Annotated in this window: 19 protein-coding genes; 18 read left to right on the top strand and 1 reads right to left on the bottom strand. The window is 41.5% G+C overall.

The genetic code is table 11. The features are described from left to right. A partial coding sequence (locus OCF96_RS05660) for an IS3 family transposase (RefSeq protein ID WP_142994845.1) occupies nucleotides 1-82 on the top strand: 82 nt, incomplete at its 5' end. A 58-nt stretch (nucleotides 83-140) separates the two neighbouring features. Here the strand turns inward: OCF96_RS05660 and OCF96_RS05655 are convergent. After that, nucleotides 141-1127 carry an L-lactate dehydrogenase gene (locus tag OCF96_RS05655; RefSeq protein ID WP_000204729.1) on the bottom strand — a complete coding sequence of 329 codons (987 nt, stop codon included), beginning with the start codon at nucleotides 1125-1127 and terminating at the stop codon, nucleotides 141-143. Between the two features lie 194 nt (nucleotides 1128-1321). Between OCF96_RS05655 and gyrA the strand changes: the two genes are divergently transcribed. From gyrA to OCF96_RS05570, 17 genes are all read left to right on the top strand, one after another. Next, the gene (gene gyrA, locus OCF96_RS05650) at nucleotides 1322-3790 is read left to right on the top strand and encodes a DNA gyrase subunit A (RefSeq protein ID WP_261446652.1); all 2469 of its coding nucleotides are present in this window, start codon (nucleotides 1322-1324) and stop codon (nucleotides 3788-3790) included. Beyond that, the gene (locus OCF96_RS05645; protein ID WP_000018500.1) at nucleotides 3790-4533 is read left to right on the top strand and encodes a class A sortase; all 744 of its coding nucleotides are present in this window, start codon (nucleotides 3790-3792) and stop codon (nucleotides 4531-4533) included. Before gyrA ends, OCF96_RS05645 begins: the two co-directional genes overlap by 1 nt. A gap of 143 nt (nucleotides 4534-4676) precedes the next feature. Further along, a complete protein-coding gene (locus OCF96_RS05640) occupies nucleotides 4677-5474 on the top strand; it encodes a formate/nitrite transporter family protein (protein WP_261446651.1) in 798 nt (265 codons plus the stop codon). 147 nt (nucleotides 5475-5621) lie between these two features. After that, nucleotides 5622-6902: an O-acetylhomoserine aminocarboxypropyltransferase/cysteine synthase family protein gene (locus OCF96_RS05635; RefSeq protein ID WP_261446650.1), complete on the top strand. Its 1281-nt coding sequence runs from the start codon at nucleotides 5622-5624 to the stop codon at nucleotides 6900-6902. 94 nt (nucleotides 6903-6996) lie between these two features. Further along, the gene (locus OCF96_RS05630; RefSeq protein WP_261446649.1) at nucleotides 6997-8271 is read left to right on the top strand and encodes a DUF2130 domain-containing protein; all 1275 of its coding nucleotides are present in this window, start codon (nucleotides 6997-6999) and stop codon (nucleotides 8269-8271) included. A gap of 9 nt (nucleotides 8272-8280) precedes the next feature. Beyond that, the gene (gene truB / locus OCF96_RS05625) at nucleotides 8281-9159 is read left to right on the top strand and encodes a tRNA pseudouridine(55) synthase TruB (RefSeq protein WP_261446648.1); all 879 of its coding nucleotides are present in this window, start codon (nucleotides 8281-8283) and stop codon (nucleotides 9157-9159) included. 109 nt (nucleotides 9160-9268) lie between these two features. After that, the gene (udk, locus tag OCF96_RS05620; protein ID WP_001181376.1) at nucleotides 9269-9907 is read left to right on the top strand and encodes a uridine kinase; all 639 of its coding nucleotides are present in this window, start codon (nucleotides 9269-9271) and stop codon (nucleotides 9905-9907) included. A gap of 127 nt (nucleotides 9908-10034) precedes the next feature. Beyond that, nucleotides 10035-11375: an exodeoxyribonuclease VII large subunit gene (gene xseA / locus OCF96_RS05615; protein WP_125454940.1), complete on the top strand. Its 1341-nt coding sequence runs from the start codon at nucleotides 10035-10037 to the stop codon at nucleotides 11373-11375. Continuing rightward, nucleotides 11353-11565 carry an exodeoxyribonuclease VII small subunit gene (locus OCF96_RS05610; RefSeq protein ID WP_000043226.1) on the top strand — a complete coding sequence of 71 codons (213 nt, stop codon included), beginning with the start codon at nucleotides 11353-11355 and terminating at the stop codon, nucleotides 11563-11565. Before xseA ends, OCF96_RS05610 begins: the two co-directional genes overlap by 23 nt. After that, nucleotides 11562-12437: a polyprenyl synthetase family protein gene (locus tag OCF96_RS05605; protein ID WP_223340100.1), complete on the top strand. Its 876-nt coding sequence runs from the start codon at nucleotides 11562-11564 to the stop codon at nucleotides 12435-12437. Before OCF96_RS05610 ends, OCF96_RS05605 begins: the two co-directional genes overlap by 4 nt. Further along, nucleotides 12430-13245 (top strand): TlyA family RNA methyltransferase, encoded by an 816-nt coding sequence (locus tag OCF96_RS05600; RefSeq protein WP_223340101.1) that lies wholly within the window; start codon nucleotides 12430-12432, stop codon nucleotides 13243-13245. Before OCF96_RS05605 ends, OCF96_RS05600 begins: the two co-directional genes overlap by 8 nt. After that, entirely contained in the window at nucleotides 13238-13669 is a 432-nt protein-coding gene (locus tag OCF96_RS05595; protein WP_261065656.1) for an arginine repressor, read from the top strand. The genes OCF96_RS05600 and OCF96_RS05595 overlap by 8 nt, the downstream gene beginning before the upstream one ends. A 6-nt stretch (nucleotides 13670-13675) precedes the next feature. Continuing rightward, nucleotides 13676-15343, top strand: a complete 1668-nt coding sequence (gene recN, locus OCF96_RS05590; protein ID WP_261446647.1) for a DNA repair protein RecN — start codon at nucleotides 13676-13678, stop codon at nucleotides 15341-15343. 1 nt (nucleotide 15344) lies between these two features. Continuing rightward, nucleotides 15345-16073, top strand: a complete 729-nt coding sequence (locus tag OCF96_RS05585; protein ID WP_261446646.1) for a metallophosphoesterase family protein — start codon at nucleotides 15345-15347, stop codon at nucleotides 16071-16073. A gap of 78 nt (nucleotides 16074-16151) precedes the next feature. Then, a complete protein-coding gene (gene lepA, locus OCF96_RS05580) occupies nucleotides 16152-17975 on the top strand; it encodes a translation elongation factor 4 (protein ID WP_001047207.1) in 1824 nt (607 codons plus the stop codon). A 261-nt stretch (nucleotides 17976-18236) separates the two neighbouring features. Next, a complete protein-coding gene (locus OCF96_RS05575; RefSeq protein WP_000521972.1) occupies nucleotides 18237-18713 on the top strand; it encodes a PTS sugar transporter subunit IIA in 477 nt (158 codons plus the stop codon). 38 nt (nucleotides 18714-18751) lie between these two features. After that, the gene (locus OCF96_RS05570; RefSeq protein WP_000590547.1) at nucleotides 18752-19057 is read left to right on the top strand and encodes a PTS sugar transporter subunit IIB; all 306 of its coding nucleotides are present in this window, start codon (nucleotides 18752-18754) and stop codon (nucleotides 19055-19057) included. Nucleotide 19058 lies beyond the last annotated feature (1 nt).

The raw sequence follows: 19058 nt of genomic DNA, 5'->3' as shown, positions 1-19058 counted from the left end.
TGATTACTACAACAATAAACGAATTAAGGTAAAACTAAAAGGACTCAGTCCTGTGCAATACAGAACTAAATCCTTCGAATAAATTAATTGTCTAACTTTTTGGGGTCAGTACATGACTCAAGGAGTTTTTTCTATCTAAATTAGTTTTTAGAAGCAGCTTGGAATTCTGGGTTTTTCCATGCTTCGTCAATGATAGCTTGCAATTCATTTGCAGATGCTTGCATTTTTTGAGTTTCTGCGTCGTTCAATGGGATGTTTACTGGACGAACAATACCGTGTGCACCAACAACAGCTGGTTGACCGATAAAGACGTTTTTAACTCCGTATTGACCTTCTTGGAATACTGAAAGTGGAAGTACTGCGTTTTCATCGTCAAGGATAGCTTTAGTGATACGAGCAAGAGCTACTGCGATACCGTAGTATGTTGCACCTTTTTTGTTGATGATTGTGTAGGCAGCATCACGAACACCTTCGAACAATTCAATCAATTCAGCTTCTTGAACATTTTGAGTGTCTTTAAGGAATTCTTCAAGGTTTACACCAGCGATGTTAGCGTGTGACCAAACAGCGAACTCAGAGTCACCGTGTTCACCCATAATGTAGGCGTGCACTGAACGAGCATCAACATCCAATTTTTCAGCAAGTGCTTGACGGAAACGAGCTGAGTCAAGTGAAGTACCTGAACCGATAACGCGTTCTTTAGGGAATCCAGAGAATTTCCAAGTTGAGTAAGTCAAGACGTCAACTGGGTTAGCAGCAACAAGGAAGATACCTTTGAAACCTGATTCAACAACTTGAGTTACAATTGATTTGTTGATAGCAAGGTTTTTACCTACAAGGTCAAGACGAGTTTCACCTGGTTTTTGAGGTGCACCTGCAGTGATTACAACAAGGTCAGCGTCTGCACAGTCAGAGTATTGAGCTGCATAGATTTTTTTAGGTGAAGTGAAGGCAAGGGCGTGACTAAGGTCAAGCGCATCACCAACAGCTTTTTCATGCAATTGTGGAATTTCGATAATTCCAAGCTCTTGTGCAATTCCTTGGTTAACAAGTGCAAAAGCGTAAGATGAACCTACAGCACCATCACCGACAAGGATAACTTTTTTGTGTTGTTTAGTTGAAGTCATTATTCTAAACATCTCCTTAATTTTATTCAGGGATTTCCCCAGTTATTTCAATTTTATCACTTTTAAAAAGCTTTGTCACGGATATGCATTATAGTTCTTAATGTAAACGTTTTAGCGATTTTAGATACCTGAAATATAGCGGACATTATGGTATAATATATTTAATTACTAATAGTGAAATGAGGCATTTATTAATGCAGGATAGAAATTTAGTGAATGTCAATCTGACAAAGGAGATGAAGACGAGCTTTATCGACTACGCCATGAGTGTTATCGTAGCGCGGGCTCTTCCTGATGTTCGAGATGGCTTAAAACCCGTTCACCGTCGGATTCTCTACGGAATGAATGAATTGGGAGTTACTCCAGACAAACCTCATAAAAAATCTGCTCGTATTACAGGGGATGTCATGGGTAAATACCACCCACACGGGGATTCCTCTATCTATGAAGCCATGGTCCGTATGGCTCAATGGTGGAGCTACCGTTACATGCTTGTCGATGGGCATGGAAACTTTGGTTCTATGGATGGAGACGGTGCAGCTGCCCAGCGTTATACTGAGGCACGCATGAGCAAGATTGCTCTGGAAATGCTTCGTGATATCAACAAAAATACAGTTGATTTCGTTGATAACTATGATGCCAATGAACGTGAACCCTTGGTCTTGCCAGCTCGTTTTCCAAACCTTTTGGTTAATGGAGCGACTGGTATTGCGGTTGGGATGGCAACCAATATTCCACCTCATAACTTGGGTGAAACCATTGATGCAGTGAAGTTGGTCATGGACAATCCTGAAGTGACTACTAAGGACTTGATGGAAGTTTTGCCTGGGCCAGATTTTCCAACTGGTGCCCTTGTAATGGGGAAATCAGGTATCCATAAGGCTTATGAGACAGGTAAAGGTTCTATAGTTCTTCGTTCTCGTACTGAAATCGAAGAAACTAAGACAGGTCGTGAGCGCATCGTTGTAACGGAATTTCCTTATATGGTCAATAAAACAAAAGTGCATGAGCATATTGTTCGTTTGGTTCAGGAAAAACGCATTGAGGGGATCACAGCAGTCCGTGATGAGTCAAACCGTGAAGGTGTTCGATTTGTTATTGAAGTGAAACGCGATGCCTCAGCCAATGTTATTCTTAATAACCTCTTCAAGATGACCCAGATGCAAACCAACTTCGGGTTCAATATGTTAGCGATTCAAAATGGTGTACCGAAGATTTTGTCTCTTCGTCAGATTTTGGATGCTTATATCGAGCACCAAAAAGAAGTGGTTGTTCGTCGTACACGTTTTGATAAGGAAAAAGCAGAAGCGCGTGCTCATATCTTAGAAGGTCTCTTGATTGCATTAGACCATATCGACGAAGTGATTCGTATCATACGTGCTAGTGAAACGGATGCGGAAGCACAAGCTGAGTTGATGAGTAAGTTTAAGCTTTCTGAACGTCAAAGTCAAGCCATCCTTGATATGCGTCTTCGTCGTTTGACAGGTTTGGAACGTGATAAGATTCAGTCTGAATATGATGATCTCTTGGCTCTAATTGCGGATTTAGCAGATATTCTAGCTAAACCAGAACGTGTTTCTCAAATCATTAAAGATGAATTAGACGAAGTTAAGCGTAAGTTTGGTGACCAACGTCGTACTGAATTAATGGTCGGTGAAGTCTTAAGCCTCGAAGATGAGGACTTGATTGAAGAATCAGATGTCTTAATTACACTGTCTAATAAGGGTTACATCAAACGTCTGGACCAAGACGAATTTACCGCTCAAAAACGTGGTGGTCGTGGTGTTCAAGGTACGGGAGTTAAGGATGATGATTTTGTCCGTGAGTTAGTGTCAACTAGCACCCATGATCACCTACTCTTCTTTACAAATAAAGGACGTGTCTATCGCCTGAAAGGTTATGAAATTCCTGAGTATGGTCGTACCGCTAAGGGCTTGCCGATTGTCAATCTTTTGAAATTGGATGAAGGCGAAAGTATTCAAACTATCATCAATGTCGAATCTGAACGTAGTGACGATGCTTATCTCTTCTTCACAACCCGTCATGGTATCGTGAAGAGAACCAGCGTCAAGGAATTTGCTAATATCCGTCAGAATGGACTTAAAGCACTGAACCTTAAAGATGAAGATGAACTGATTAATGTCTTGTTGACGGAAGAAGATACGGACATTATCATTGGTACCAAGTTTGGTTATGCAGTTCGCTTTAATCAATCAGCCGTTCGTGGCATGAGTCGTATCGCTACGGGGGTGAAAGGTGTTAATCTCCGTGATGGGGACACAGTTGTTGGTGCTAGTGTGATTACAGACCAGGACGAGGTTCTGATCATCACTGAAAAAGGATATGGTAAGCGCACCGTTGCGACTGAATATCCAACAAAAGGTCGTGGTGGTAAAGGGATGCAAACTGCTAAAATTACTGAAAAGAATGGTTCCCTTGCTGGTCTTATGACAGTTAAAGGCGATGAAGATTTGATGATTATCACTGATACAGGTGTCATGATTCGAACCAACGTTGCCAATATTTCACAAACAGGTCGCTCAACTATGGGAGTTAAAGTGATGCGCCTGGATCAAGATGCTAAAATTGTAACCTTTACTACGGTTACAGCGGCAGAAAAAGAAGAAGTTGGGGCAGAAAACGAAACAGAAGGTGAAGAATAATGTCTCATAAAAAGAACAAAAAGAAAACAAACCGTAAAAATTTACTAATCAATATCCTTGCAGGATTCTTAATCCTCTTGTCACTTGCTTTGATTTTCAATTCAAAAATTCGTGATATGTTCATGGTTTGGAATACCAATAAATACCAAGTCAGCCAGGTATCGAAAGAAAAATTGGAAGAAAATCAAGATACAGAAGGAAATTTTGACTTTGATTCTGTAAAAGCTATCTCGTCAGAAGCTGTCTTATCCTCACAATGGGATTCGCAAAAATTGCCAGTTATCGGTGGAATTGCAGTTCCTGAGGTAGAAATTAACTTGCCTATTTTTAAGGGGCTCGATAATGTCAATCTTTTCTATGGAGCTGGTACAATGAAGCGTGATCAAGTGATGGGGAAAGGAAACTATTCCCTTGCGAGCCATCACATCTTCACGGCGGAAAACGCCAGCCAAATGCTCTTTTCTCCATTATCACGCGCTAAAAATGGGATGAAAATTTATCTTACTGATAAGGATAAAGTTTATACCTATGAAATCCGTGAAGTGAAGCATGTGACTCCAGATCGCGTTGATGAGATTGATGACCGTAGTGGTGTTGATGAAATCACGCTTGTAACCTGTGTAGACTATGATGCGACAGAGCGTATTATTGTAAAAGGTGATTTGAAAGATACAAAAGACTATTCACAAACCCCTGAAGAAATTCTAACAGCTTTCAATCAACCATATAAACAACGCTATTAAAGATAAAATCAGTAAAATCTTAGGTTTTACTGATTTTTTATAGATTGCGTTTCAAAATAAACTGTTATGAAATACAGAAAACGTTTCCTTAATTCTAAAGTTTGTGATATAATTATCAGGTAAAAAAATTTTAGGAGTTTATTATGGTTTCTTCAGAATTTATCTCAAAGATTGAATTTGCTTGCAAGAAGAAGGAAAGTCTTTATAGTCAAAGCAAATTTAAGTATGCGATTCGTTCTATGTTCGCAGGTGCATTTTTAACCTTCAGTACTGCTGCTGGTGCAGTTGGGGCTGACTTGATTAATAAAATTGCGCCAGGTAGTGGACGTTTTCTTTTCCCCTTTGTCTTTGCTTGGGGCTTGGCCTACATTGTTTTCTTGAATGCTGAGTTGGTAACATCAAACATGATGTTCTTGACAGCCGGTAGTTTCTTGAAAAAAATCTCTTGGAGAAAAACAGCTGAGATTTTACTTTACTGTACCTTGTTCAACCTTATCGGGGCTTTGATAGCAGGTTGGGGATTTGCTCATTCGGCAGCCTATGCAAATCTGACTCATGATAGTTTCATCTCTGGGGTTGTAGAGATGAAGTTAGGCCGTTCCAATGAGCTAGTCTTACTCGAAGGTATTTTAGCCAATATTTTCGTAAATATTGCGATTCTTTCATTTGTTTTGGTCAAAGATAGTGGTGCCAAACTTTGGCTAGTTTTATCAGCGATTTACATGTTTGTATTCTTAACAAACGAGCATATTGCTGCGAACTTTGCTTCTTTCGCGATTGTAAAATTCAGTGTTGCTGCTGATACTATTGCTAACTTTGGTATCGGAAATATGCTTCGTCACTGGGGTGTAACCTTCGTTGGAAACTTGATTGGTGGTGGTCTCTTGATGGGGCTTCCATACGCCTTCCTCAATAAAGATGAAGATACTTATGTAGATTAAGAAAATGAGCACGATTAAGTCGTGCTTTTTTCCTTTTTAAAATAAAGTAATAGCTATTTCTTATATCAAAATATAGAAAACTGATATTGGTAAACTATAAATTAAGGTGCTACAATATCCTTAATCAAACTATTTGGAGGTCGTTTTATGACTCGTGATTTTAAATTTGAAACTTTGCAACTACATGCTGGTCAAGTTGTGGATCCAGCTACCAAGTCTCGTGCTGTGCCGATTTATCAAACAACATCCTTCGTTTTTGATGATACGCAGGAAGGTGCGGATCTTTTTGCCTTGAGAAAACCAGGGAATATCTATACCCGTATTACCAATCCTACAACAGCGGCCTTTGAAGAAAGAATCGCTGCTCTTGAAGGTGGTGTTGGAGCTCTTGCAACAGCATCAGGGATGGCCGCGGTGACTTATACGATTTTAGCGCTTGCCCATGCTGGAGACCATGTTGTAGCGGCCTCAACTATTTACGGCGGAACCTTCAATCTCTTAAAGGAAACCCTTCCTCGTTATGGGATCACAACAACCTTTGTCGATATTGATAATTTGGAGGAAGTGGAAGCAGCAATCAATGACAATACTAAGCTTGTCTTGATTGAAACCTTGGGCAACCCCTTGATTAACATTCCAGATTTGGAAAAATTGGCAGAGATTGCTCATAAGCATCAGATTCCACTTGTTTCCGACAATACCTTTGCTACACCTTATTTGATTAACGTTTTTTCTCACGGTGTAGATATTGCCATTCACTCTGCGACTAAGTTTATCGGTGGACATGGTACGACTATTGGAGGAGTGATTGTCGATAGTGGTCGTTTTGACTGGGCGGCTTCAGGGAAATTCCCTCAATTTGTTGAGGAAGACCCAAGCTACCACAATTTGAGCTATACTCGTGATGTGGGTGCAGCAGCATTTATTATCGCTGTCCGTGTTCAATTGCTTCGTGATACAGGTGCAGCCTTGTCACCATTCAATGCTTTCCTCTTGCTACAAGGACTTGAAACCCTTTCTCTTCGTGTGGAACGTCATGTGCAAAATGCTGAGAAAATTGTTGATTTTCTTGTCAACCATCCTAAGGTAGAAAAGGTAAATTATCCAAAACTTGCAGATAGTCCTTATCATGCCTTGGCTGAGAAATATTTACCAAAAGGTGTGGGTTCAATCTTTACCTTCCATGTCAAAGGTGGCGAGGCAGAAGCACGCAAGGTAATTGATCATTTAGAAATCTTCTCTGACCTTGCAAACGTAGCAGATGCCAAATCGCTTGTTGTCCATCCAGCCATAACCACTCACGGTCAATTGTCAGAAAAAGACCTGGAAGCAGCAGGTGTCACACCAAACCAAATCCGCTTGTCTATCGGTCTTGAAAATGTAGAGGATTTGATTGAAGATTTGCGCTTGGCCTTGGAAAAAATTTAAAGTAAAAGATATAAACAGTGGGTTTCGACTCGCTGTTTTTGATTTTCCTTCAAGCATGATATAATGGTTACAGAAGTCTAGAAAGAGGAACGTTATGAACGAAATCAAATGTCCCAACTGTGGGGAAGTCTTTACAGTAAATGAGAGCCAGTATGCGGAACTTCTGTCCCAAGTGAGAACGACAGAGTTTGATAAGGAATTGCACGACCGGATGAAGCAGGAACTGGCCTTGGTTGAGCAAAAGGCCATGAATGAACAACAGTCTAAACTTGCTCAAAAAGATCAAGAAATTGCGCAATTACAGAGTCAAATCCAAAACTTTGATACAGAAAAAGAATTGGCTAAGAAAGAAGTTGAACAGACAAGCCATCAGGCTCTCTTGGCCAAGGACAAGGAAGTACAGGCCTTGGAAAACCAGTTGGCGACCATGCGATTGGAGCACGAAAATCAACTGCAAAAGACCCTTTCTGACCTAGAAAAAGAACGGGATCAGGTCAAAAATCAGCTCCTTTTACAAGAAAAAGAAAATGAACTTTCTCTTGCTTCTGTTAAGCAAAACTATGAAGCTCAACTCAAGGCAGCTAGTGAACAAGTCGAATTTTATAAGAATTTCAAAGCTCAACAATCTACAAAAGCTATCGGGGAAAGCCTGGAACAGTATGCAGAGAGTGAGTTTAACAAGGTCCGTAGTTTTGCCTTTCCAAATGCCTACTTTGAGAAGGATAACAAGGTCTCTGCGCGTGGGTCTAAGGGGGACTTTATCTTCCGTGAATGTGATGAAAATGGGGTCGAAATTATTTCCATCATGTTTGAAATGAAAAATGAAGCGGACGGAACAGAGAAGAAGCACAAGAATGCGGATTTTTACAAGGAATTGGACAAGGACCGTCGGGAGAAGAACTGTGAGTATGCCGTTTTGGTGACCATGCTTGAGGCTGATAATGACTACTTTAACACAGGGATTGTAGACGTCAGCCACGAGTACGAAAAGATGTATGTGGTTCGTCCTCAATTCTTTATCCAGTTGATTGGTCTCTTACGCAATGCGGCGCTAAATTCCCTGAAATATAAGCAGGAGTTGGCTTTGGTTCGGGAGCAAAATATTGATATTACGCACTTTGAAGAAGACTTGGATGCATTTAAACAGGCCTTTGCTAAGAACTATAATTCAGCTTCGACCAACTTTGGTAAAGCCATTGATGAAATCGACAAAGCCATCAAACGCATGGAAGAGGTTAAGAAATTCCTAACTACATCAGAAAACCAACTCCGTCTTGCAAACAATAAATTGGAAGATGTTTCCGTCAAAAAATTAACCCGAAAAAATCCAACCATGAAAGCGAAGTTTGAAGCATTGAAGGGGGAGTAGAAAGCAAATATGAACGGTATTATCAACTTAAAAAAAGAAGCGGGGATGACCTCGCATGATGTGGTTTTTAAACTGCGTAAGATTTTGGGAACCAAGAAAATTGGTCATGGTGGGACCTTGGATCCAGATGTAGTGGGCGTTTTGCCCATTGCGGTTGGCAAGGCGACACGCATGGTCGAGTTCATGCAGGATGAGGGCAAGGTCTATGAGGGGGAAATCACTCTTGGCTATTCAACGACGACAGAGGATGCTAGTGGGGAAGTGGTCGCTGAGACACCCGTTCTGTCACCCTTGGATGAAAAGCTTGTCGATGAAGCAATCGTTAGTTTGACTGGGCCTATTACTCAGATTCCACCTATGTATTCGGCTGTCAAGGTCAATGGTCGTAAGCTCTATGAGTATGCACGTGCAGGTCAGGAAGTGGAGCGTCCAGAACGTCAGGTGACCATTTATCAATTTGAGCGAACAAGTCCGATTTCTTATGAGGATCACCTCGCACGATTCACTTTTCGTGTAAAATGTAGCAAGGGAACCTATATTCGTACCTTATCGGTTGACTTGGGAGAAAAACTTGGCTATGCTGCCCATATGTCTCATCTGACTCGAACTAGTGCTGCAGGTTTACAGCTAGAAGATGCTCTTACCTTGGAAGAAATTGCTGAAAAAGTGGAGGCTGGTCAACTGGACTTTCTCCATCCTCTAGAGATTGGGACAGGAGACCTCGTCAAAGTTTTCCTAACTCAAGAACAGGCTACAGAAGTACGCTTTGGTCGTTTTATAGAACTCGAACAAACAGAACAAGAATTAGCTGCTTTTGAAGAAGATAAATTGTTAGCCATTCTAGAAAAACGGGACAATCTCTACAAGCCAAGGAAGGTTTTTAGCTAGTCTAACTGAGGTGTAGGGAGTGTTGTTTCCCCTAGACTATCCAAATCAGACTATAAATTTTGCAAAAAATGTGATAGAATAGACGACGGATAAAAAAACGGAGGATAGCATGCAAAATAGACCAATCATTATCGGAGTGACAGGTGGTTCTGGTGGAGGTAAGACCAGTGTTTCAAGAGCCATTTTATCGCATTTCCCTGATGAAAAAATTTCCATGATTGAGCATGATTCATACTACAAGGATCAGTCTCATTTGACCTTTGAAGAGCGTGTCAAAACCAACTACGACCATCCTTTTGCCTTTGATACAGACTTGATGATTGAGCAGATTAAGGAATTGTTGGCAGGGCGTCCAGTGGATATTCCGACTTATGACTATACAGAGCATACACGAAGCAGCAAGACCTATCGTCAAGAGCCTCAAGATGTCTTTATCGTTGAGGGGATTTTGGTCTTGGAGGACAAGCGCCTGCGCGATTTGATGGATATCAAGATTTTTGTGGATACAGACGATGATGTGCGCATTATTCGTCGGATTAAGCGTGATATGGAAGAGCGTGGCCGCAGCCTTGATAGCGTTATTGACCAGTATTTAGGCGTTGTCAAGCCCATGTACCATCAGTTTATCGAACCAACCAAGCGTTATGCTGATATCGTCATTCCTGAAGGGGTCAGCAATACAGTGGCTATTGACCTGTTGACGACCAAGATTGCAAAGATTTTGGAAGAAGCTCGAAACAGTAAATAAACAGATGTGGAGGCCTTGCCTCCTTTTTCTATTTTTCCTTCATAATGGTACATAAATGGAGATTTTTAGGCATATTTTTGGTATAATAATACCCATGAAAGAGCAAGAAAATGAATAGTAGGTGGAGATGGAAAAGTATTTATCGGTAACAACTTTGACCAAGTATCTGAAAATGAAATTCGATAAAGACCCTTACTTGGAACGGGTCTATTTAACTGGTCAAGTTTCCAATTTTCGTAAACGACCTACTCACCAATATTTCTCCCTAAAGGATGACCATGCAGTTATTCAAGCGACCATCTGGTCTGGAATTTATCAGAAATTAGGTTTCGACCTGGAAGAAGGGATGAAAATCAATGTGATTGGGCGTGTGCAGGTCTATGAACCAAGTGGTAGCTACTCCATCATCATTGAAAAGGCAGAGCCTGATGGAGTTGGTGCGCTTGCGATTCAGTTTGAACAACTCAAGAAAAAACTAACAGAAGAAGGCCTGTTTCAAGAACGCTTCAAGCAACCTCTGCCCCAATTTTCTAAGAGAATTGGTGTGGTAACCAGTCGTAGTGGAGCCGTTATTCGAGATATTATCACGACCGTCAGCAGGCGATTCCCAGGTGTGGACATTCTTCTCTATCCGACCAAGGTTCAAGGTGAAGGGGCTGCGGAGGAAATTGCTCGAAATATTTCGCGTGCTAATGAACGTGACGATTTGGACTTGCTCATTATTGGTCGTGGTGGTGGTTCCATCGAGGATCTCTGGGCCTTTAACGAAGAAATTGTGGTGCGGGCTATTTTTGAATCTCGTCTGCCAGTTATTTCTAGTGTGGGGCATGAGACAGATGTGACCTTGGCGGATTTTGTGGCAGATAGAAGGGCTGCGACTCCAACAGCTGCAGCTGAACTGGCAACGCCTGTGACCAAGTTGGATCTATTAGCTCATTTGCAAAATCAGGAAAAACGGATGGCAACAGCAGTCCGAAATGTCCTATCTAAGAAACAAGAAGCTTTGAAAAAATGCAGTCAGTCTGTTATTTTTAGACAACCAGAGCGCTTGTATGATGGTTATTTGCAACGCTTGGATCAACTGCAATTGCGTTTGAAACAAAGTTTGCGAACACGGATTTCTGATAACAAACAGATAGTACAAGCAAGGACGCATCGACTAGTCCAATTATCGCCTGTTACTAAAATCCAACGTTATCAGGATCGGCTTGTACAATTGGATAAGCTCCTACGTAGCCAAATGGCTTTGGTTTATGATGCCAAGGTTGCTGAGGTCAAGAGACTTTCAGAAGCCTTGCTCATGTTGGATACCAGTCGAATCGTGGCGCGTGGCTATGCAATTGTCAAAAAAGAAGAGTCCGTAGTTGATTCGGTTGAAAATTTAAAGAAAACAGACCAAGTAACGCTGTTGATGCGAGATGGTCAAGTAGAATTAGAGGTTAAAGATGTCAAAACAAAAGAAATTTGAGGAAAATTTAGCAGAACTGGAGACCATTGTCCAAAGTTTAGAAAATGGTGAAATTGCTCTGGAAGATGCGATTGCCGCCTTTCAAAAGGGCATGGTCTTGTCAAAAGAGCTCCAAGCGACGCTGGACAAGGCAGAAAAGACCTTGGTCAAGGTTATGCAAGAAGACGGAACAGAAAGTGATTTTGAATGAAAAAACAAGAAAAATTAGCTCTTGTTGAGTCAGCTTTGGAAGACTTTTATGGAGACCAGCAGTTTGCCTCTAGTTTGCGAGAGTCTGTTCTCTATTCCATTCATGCTGGTGGCAAGCGTATCCGGCCTTTTCTCTTGTTAGAAGTTCTGGAAGCCTTGCAGGTCGCTATTAAACCTGCTCACGCGCAGGTGGCTGCGGCCTTGGAAATGATTCATACAGGGAGTTTGATTCACGATGATCTTCCTGCCATGGATGATGATGATTATCGTCGAGGGCGTTTGACCAATCATAAAAAATTTGGTGAAGCTATGGCCATTTTGGCTGGAGATGCTTTATTCCTAGATCCTTATGCCCTGATAGCGCAGGCAGATTTGCCAAGTCAGATCAAGGTGGACTTGATTGCCAACTTATCCCTTGCTTCAGGAAGTCTGGGTATGGTTGCAGGGCAGGTTTTGGACATGGAGGGTGAACACCAGCACTTGTCCTTGGAAGAACTCCAGACTATTCATGCTAATAAGACTGGAAAACTACTAGCTTATCCCTTTCAAGCAGCTGCTATTATAGCCGAATTGGCACCTGAGATGCAGGCAAAGTTGAAAACTGTTGGTGAATTGATTGGGCTTGCTTTTCAAGTTCGAGATGATATATTGGATGTGACCGCTAGTTTTGAGGAAATCGGTAAGACACCACAAAAGGATCTACAGGCAGAAAAATCAACCTATCCTGCTTTGTTGGGCTTGGAAGAGTCAATTTCCTTTTGTAACCAGACTTTGGATCAAGCTAATGCAAAATTAGAAGAAATTGCCCAGCAGATTCCCTTTGAAACAGAATCGATTGTAAAAGTGGTAGAAAGTTTGAGAATCAATGGCTAAGGAAAGAGTGGATGTACTAGCTTATAAACAGGGCTTGTTTGAAACGCGAGAACAGGCCAAGCGGGGCGTCATGGCAGGTCTAGTTGTGGCAGTCCTCAATGGGGAGCGTTTTGATAAACCAGGAGAGAAAATCTCAGATGACACCGAACTAAAACTCAAGGGTGAAAAACTCAAGTATGTTAGCCGTGGTGGCTTGAAATTGGAGAAGGCCTTGCAGGTCTTTGATTTGTCAGTTGATGGGGTGACCACAATTGATATCGGTGCTTCTACCGGGGGTTTTACAGACGTCATGTTACAGAATGGTGCTGAGTTAGTCTTTGCAGTCGATGTCGGTACCAATCAATTGGCTTGGAAACTACGTCAAGACCCAAGAGTAGTCAGCATGGAGCAGTTCAATTTCCGCTATGCAGAAAAGACTGATTTCGAAAAGGAACCGAGCTTTGCCAGCATTGACGTGAGTTTCATTTCCCTAAGTCTTATTTTGCCGGCCTTGCACCGTGTGTTGGCTAATCAGGGTCAGGTTGTGGCTTTGGTTAAGCCCCAGTTTGAAGCAGGACGTGAGCAAATCGGGAAAAATGGAATTATTCGAGATGCTAAGGTTCATCAGAATGTCCTTGAATCTGTCACAGCTATGGCAGTAGAGGAAGGTTTTTCAGTCCTTGGTTTGGATTTTTCTCCCATCCAAGGTGGTCATGGAAATATTGAGTTTTTAGCGTATTTGAAAAAAGAAGAGTCAGCAAGCAATCAGGTTCTTGCTGAGATTGCAGAAGTAGTAGAGAGGGCGCATAGTCAATTTAAAAATGAATAAAAAAGAGAGACTTGAAAAAATTAGACGATTTGTGACAGATTATCAAATCGGTACGCAAGAAGAAATCGTAGAACATTTGAAAGAGGCAGGAATCACTGCCACTCAAGCAACAGTATCACGAGATATCAAAGAGTTAGGCATTGTCAAAATTCCTTTGAGAGACAACACCTATGTCTATGAATTGCCAAAATCAATCGTAAAAAGTTTGCAACTGGCTGAAGACAATATCGAATCGGCTGAATTGATGGATAAGATGATTAATCTCCAAGTCATCCCAGGAAATACGGCTTTTGTAAAAGCTCAGTTAATCGAGACTTTTACGGACAAGATTTTCAGCTGTTTAGCTGATGATAGCTCGATTTTAGTCATTGCCAGAAGTGAAAGTCTAGCTGAGGAAATCTTTGAACAAGTAAAAAATTGGTAGGTTTATATGTTACTTGAAATTTCGATAAAAAACTTTGCCATTATTGAGGCTATTTCCCTCAATTTTGAAAAGGGAATGACTGTCCTGACTGGTGAAACGGGTGCAGGGAAGTCGATTATCATTGATGCCATGAATATGATGTTGGGAGCTCGTGCGACGACAGATGTTATTCGTCATGGTGCGCCAAAGGCAGAGATTGAGGGGCTTTTCTCAGTTGAGAATAGTCGCCTTTTACAGGAAATTTTTGATGAGCAAGGTTTGGAAATGGGTGATGAGATTATCATCCGTCGAGAAATTCTGCAAAATGGTCGTAGTATCAGCCGTGTGAATGGCCAGATGGTCAATCTGTCTGTTTTGCGTGCTATTGGACAACATCTAGTAGATATTCATGGTCAGCATGACCAAGAAGAGTTAATGCGTCCCCAACTGCATATCCAGATGTTGGATGAATTTGGTGATACAGCCTTTTGGGCCTTGAAAGAAACCTATCAAACGAGTTTTGATGCCTACCGTAAAATGCGTAAGCAGGTTCTGGAAGTCAAGAAAAACCAACAGGAACACAAGGCTCGTATTGAAATGTTGGAATTTCAAATGGCAGAGATTGAGGCAGCAAACTTGCAAGCTGGAGAAGATCTGGCTCTCAATCAAGAGCGTGATAAACTTCTCAATCATAAAAATATTGCGGATACACTGACCAATGCTTACAGCATGTTGGACAATGAAGACTTTTCAAGTTTGGCCAATGTTCGTTCAGCCATGAATGACATGGAAAGTGTCGAAGAGTATGACCCTGACTACCGTGAAATTTCAAGCTCTCTGTCTGAGACCTACTATGTCTTAGAAGACATTAGCAAACGTCTGGAAGCTATTATTGACGACCTTGATTTTGATGGCAATCGCCTCATGCAGGTTGAGAATCGTTTGGACCTTCTTCATACCATTACTCGTAAGTATGGTGGAACTGTGGATGATGTCTTGCTTTATTTTGCCAAGATTACGGAAGAATACAATCTCTTGACAGGAAATAACCTTTCGTCTGAGGACATGGAAGCAGAGCTCAAGAAATTAGAAGTCAATCTTATTGATTTGGCAGGTCAGCTTGCCTCTGCTCGTCATGACTTGGCTCAGCAGCTAGAAGCAGAGATTAAACAAGAACTGCAAGACCTCTATATGGATAAAGCCCAGTTTCAGGTTCGTTTTAGCAAGGGCAAATTCAGTCGTGAGGGAAATGAAATGGTTGAGTTTTACATTTCAACTAATCCTGGAGAAGACTTTAAACCCTTGGTCAAGGTTGCGTCCGGTGGGGAATTATCCCGCCTCATGCTAGCTATTAAATCTGCCTTTTCACGTAAAGAAGGTAAGACCAGCATTGTCTTTGATGAGGTGGATACAGGAGTTTCAGGTCGTGTAGCTCAAGCCATCGCACAGAAGATTTACAAGATTGGTCAGCATGGTCAGGTTCTGGCTATTTCACATTTGTCACAAGTGATTGCGATTGCGGATTATCAATTCTTTATTGAGAAGATTAGCAATGAGCATTCAACCGTTTCAACTGTTCGTCTCTTGACGGTTGAAGAACGAGTGGAAGAAGTTGCTAAGATGTTGGCAGGTGATGATGTGACGCAAGCAGCCCTGACGCAAGCTAGGGAATTGTTGAGAAACAGGGAGAAATAAGATGACAGACTATTATGTGATTGGAGATGTTCACGGAAAAGCTGGGATGCTGGAAGACCTTCTCAAAACATGGGATGGTCAGACCCAGTTGCTCTTTCTAGGGGACTTGATTGACCGTGGTGAAGATAGTCGCCGTGTCCTTGAAATGGTCAAGGACTTGGTGGACAATCAAGGGGCTATCTGTTTGTCAGGGAACCACGAGTATATGTTTTTGACTTGGCTCGATAACCCAGAAGAAAGTTATGACCATTATCGTCGAAATGGTGGAGATACAACCATTAACTCTATCCTAGGTCGTCCCTTGGATGCACCAGTTGACGGAGTAGAGGATGCCAAGCGTGTTGCTACTGAAGCGGCAGATTTGGTCGAATTTATTCGTCAAATGCCGTTTGTGGTAGAAACAGACAAGTATATCTTCGTTCACGCAGGTATTGATTTGACCTTGGATGACTGGCATGAAACCACAGATTATAAAAAAGTCTGGCTCAGAAAACCATTCCACGAAGCAGAAAATAACACTGGAAAAACTATTGTCTTTGGTCATACACCGGTTTATGGTTTGTTAAAGCAAGAGCGTGGTACTGCTGAGCTTTGGACTACAGAAGATGGCAAGATTGGAATGGATGGAGGAGCTGTTTATGGTGGTGTCCTTCATGGGATTGTTTTTACAGACCAAGGAATGACAGAACACCACTTTATCGAAAATGACGGCTTTGTTGCTGAAGATTAGTACTCCTAGCAGGGTATGGTCTTGTCAAAATGTCAAAAACAATTTATAATAAATAGATACCCTGAAAGGAAGAGAATCATGAACTTAGAAGAATTGAAAAAACGACAGGAGAAGATCCGTAACTTCTCTATTATCGCCCATATTGACCACGGGAAATCGACTCTAGCAGACCGCATTTTGGAAAAAACAGAGACAGTCTCCAGCCGTGAAATGCAGGCCCAGCTTTTGGATAGCATGGATTTAGAGCGAGAACGTGGGATTACCATTAAGTTGAATGCCATTGAGCTGAATTATACTGCAAAAGATGGGGAAACTTATATTTTCCACTTGATTGACACGCCGGGACACGTAGACTTTACCTATGAAGTTTCACGTTCGCTCGCTGCCTGTGAGGGGGCGATTTTGGTGGTTGATGCTGCCCAAGGAATTGAGGCTCAAACTCTTGCCAATGTTTATCTGGCCTTGGACAATGATTTGGAAATCATGCCTGTCATTAATAAAATTGACCTGCCAGCTGCAGATCCAGAGCGCGTGCGTACGGAGATTGAAGATGTGATTGGTTTGGACGCCAGTGAAGCAGTATTGGCTTCTGCCAAGGCTGGTATCGGTATTGAAGAAATCCTCGAGCAAATCGTAGAAAAAGTACCAGCCCCAACGGGTGATGTGACGGCGCCACTTAAGGCCTTGATTTTCGACTCAGTTTATGATGCTTACCGTGGGGTTATTCTTCAAGTGCGTGTCATGGATGGGGTGGTCAAACCTGGCGATAAGATTCAGCTTATGAGCAATGGCAAGACCTTTGATGTGACCGAAGTCGGTATATTTACACCAAAAGCAGTTGGTCGTGATTTCCTTGCGACTGGTGACGTTGGATATATTGCAGCTTCTATCAAGACGGTTCAGGACACTCGTGTGGGTGATACTGTTACTTTGGCAACCAATCCTGCTGCTGAGCCATTACATGGTTACAAGCAGATGAATCCTATGGTTTTTGCAGGTCTCTACCCAATTGAGTCAAACAAGTATAACGACCTACGTGAAGCCCTTGAAAAATTGCAACTGAATGATGCTAGTCTCCAATTTGAACCAGAAACATCTCAGGCACTTGGATTTGGTTTCCGTTGTGGTTTCCTTGGACTTCTCCATATGGATGTTATCCAAGAACGTTTGGAACGCGAGTTCAACATCGACCTCATCATGACAGCGCCATCTGTTATTTATAAAGTTAATTTGACCGATGGTGAATCAATGGATGTGTCTAACCCATCTGAGTTTCCAGACCCAACTAAGATTGCGACCATTGAAGAGCCTTATGTTAAGGCGCAAATCATGGTACCGCAAGAGTTTGTTGGAGCAGTGATGGAATTGGCTCAGCGCAAGCGTGGAGACTTCGTGACTATGGATTATATCGATGATAACCGTGTCAATGTTATCTATCAAATTCCGCTTGCTGAAATTGTCTTTGATTTCTTTGATAAGCTTAAGTCTTCGACACGTGGTTATGCAAGCTTTGACTACGAATTGTCAGAGTACCGTCCATCTAAGCTGGTCAAAATGGACATCCTTCTCAATGGAGACAAGGTTGATGCCCTTAGCTTTATCGTTCATAAGGATTTTGCTTACGAACGTGGGAAACTTATCGTTGATAAGCTCAAGAAAATTATCCCTCGCCAACAATTTGAAGTTCCAATCCAAGCAGCTATTGGACACAAAATTGTGGCTCGTACTGATATCAAGGCCCTTCGTAAGAACGTACTTGCTAAGTGTTATGGTGGTGACGTTTCTCGTAAACGTAAACTCCTTGAAAAACAAAAAGCTGGTAAGAAACGTATGAAAGCCATCGGATCAGTAGAAGTTCCACAAGAAGCCTTTCTTAGCGTCTTGAGCATGGATGAGGAATAAGTTATCATAATTGTTTTTCTTGTTCACAGGAAATTTACATAAGAATCAATAGTAAAACAGGCTTAAATAGGCCTGTTTTTTGCATTTATAATAGGATTAAATCGTTTAAAGTGTTTGTTTACATGTTCGTTTTTATATAACAAACTATAAAAACAACAAAAATATAAAAAAAGAGACAAAAAACAACAGAAAAACGTTGACAACGGTTTCATATAGTGTTATACTTATAGCATAAAGTTAATGGAAAGAAGGGAAAACCTTATGGGATTAGATCATTTCTTTGACAAAAACCTTGTGTTTTGCTTAGAAGCGGATAATCAAGAACATCTCTTTGATCAGGTTGCAACTTTATTGGAAGAACGAGAAATCGTAACTCCGACTTATCGTGAAGCCCTGATCACGCGTGAAAAGTCATTTCCAACTGGCTTAGATATGGAATTTTTGGGTAAGGATTTGCCGAATGTGGCTATTCCTCACACAGATATTGTTCATAATCTAGCTGAAAAAGTTGTGGTCGTTCGATTAGATAAGCCGGTGACTTTCCACAATATGATTGCACCAGATAAGGAAGTAGAGGTATCCTTGCTCTTCTTTATCATTAATAACTCAAGTTCAAGTCAAACAAACATTCTTGCTCAGTTGATGGACTTCTTTACTGGAAATGGTCATCTTGAAGACCTATCCAAAATTTCTGAACCAGAAGCCCTCTATGCTTATATAGCTGAAGCAATCGCTTAATCTTGTCTATTAAAAATATTAAATCGGAGGAAATCCATATGATTAAAATTCTTGCTGCCTGCGGTGCAGGTGTTAACTCAAGCCACCAAATTAAAAGTGCTCTTGAAGAAGAACTTTCAAACCGTGGTTTTGATGTTCACTGTGATGCAGTCATGGTAAAAGACGTTAACGAAGATCTTATCAAAGGTTATGACATCTTCACACCAATTGCTGCAACAGATCTTGGTTTTGACCCAGGTATTCCAGTTATCGAAGCTGGACCAATCTTATTCCGTATCCCAGCAATGAGCGCTCCAGTATTTGACAATATTGAAGCAGCTATTAAAGAACACGGGTTAAGCTAAT

The sequence above is a fragment of the Streptococcus mitis genome (assembly GCF_946190065.1).
Classification (GTDB): domain Bacteria; phylum Bacillota; class Bacilli; order Lactobacillales; family Streptococcaceae; genus Streptococcus; species Streptococcus mitis_DE.
Note: the sequence above shows the minus strand (reverse complement) of the source record. Positions and strands in the feature narration are given on the sequence as shown.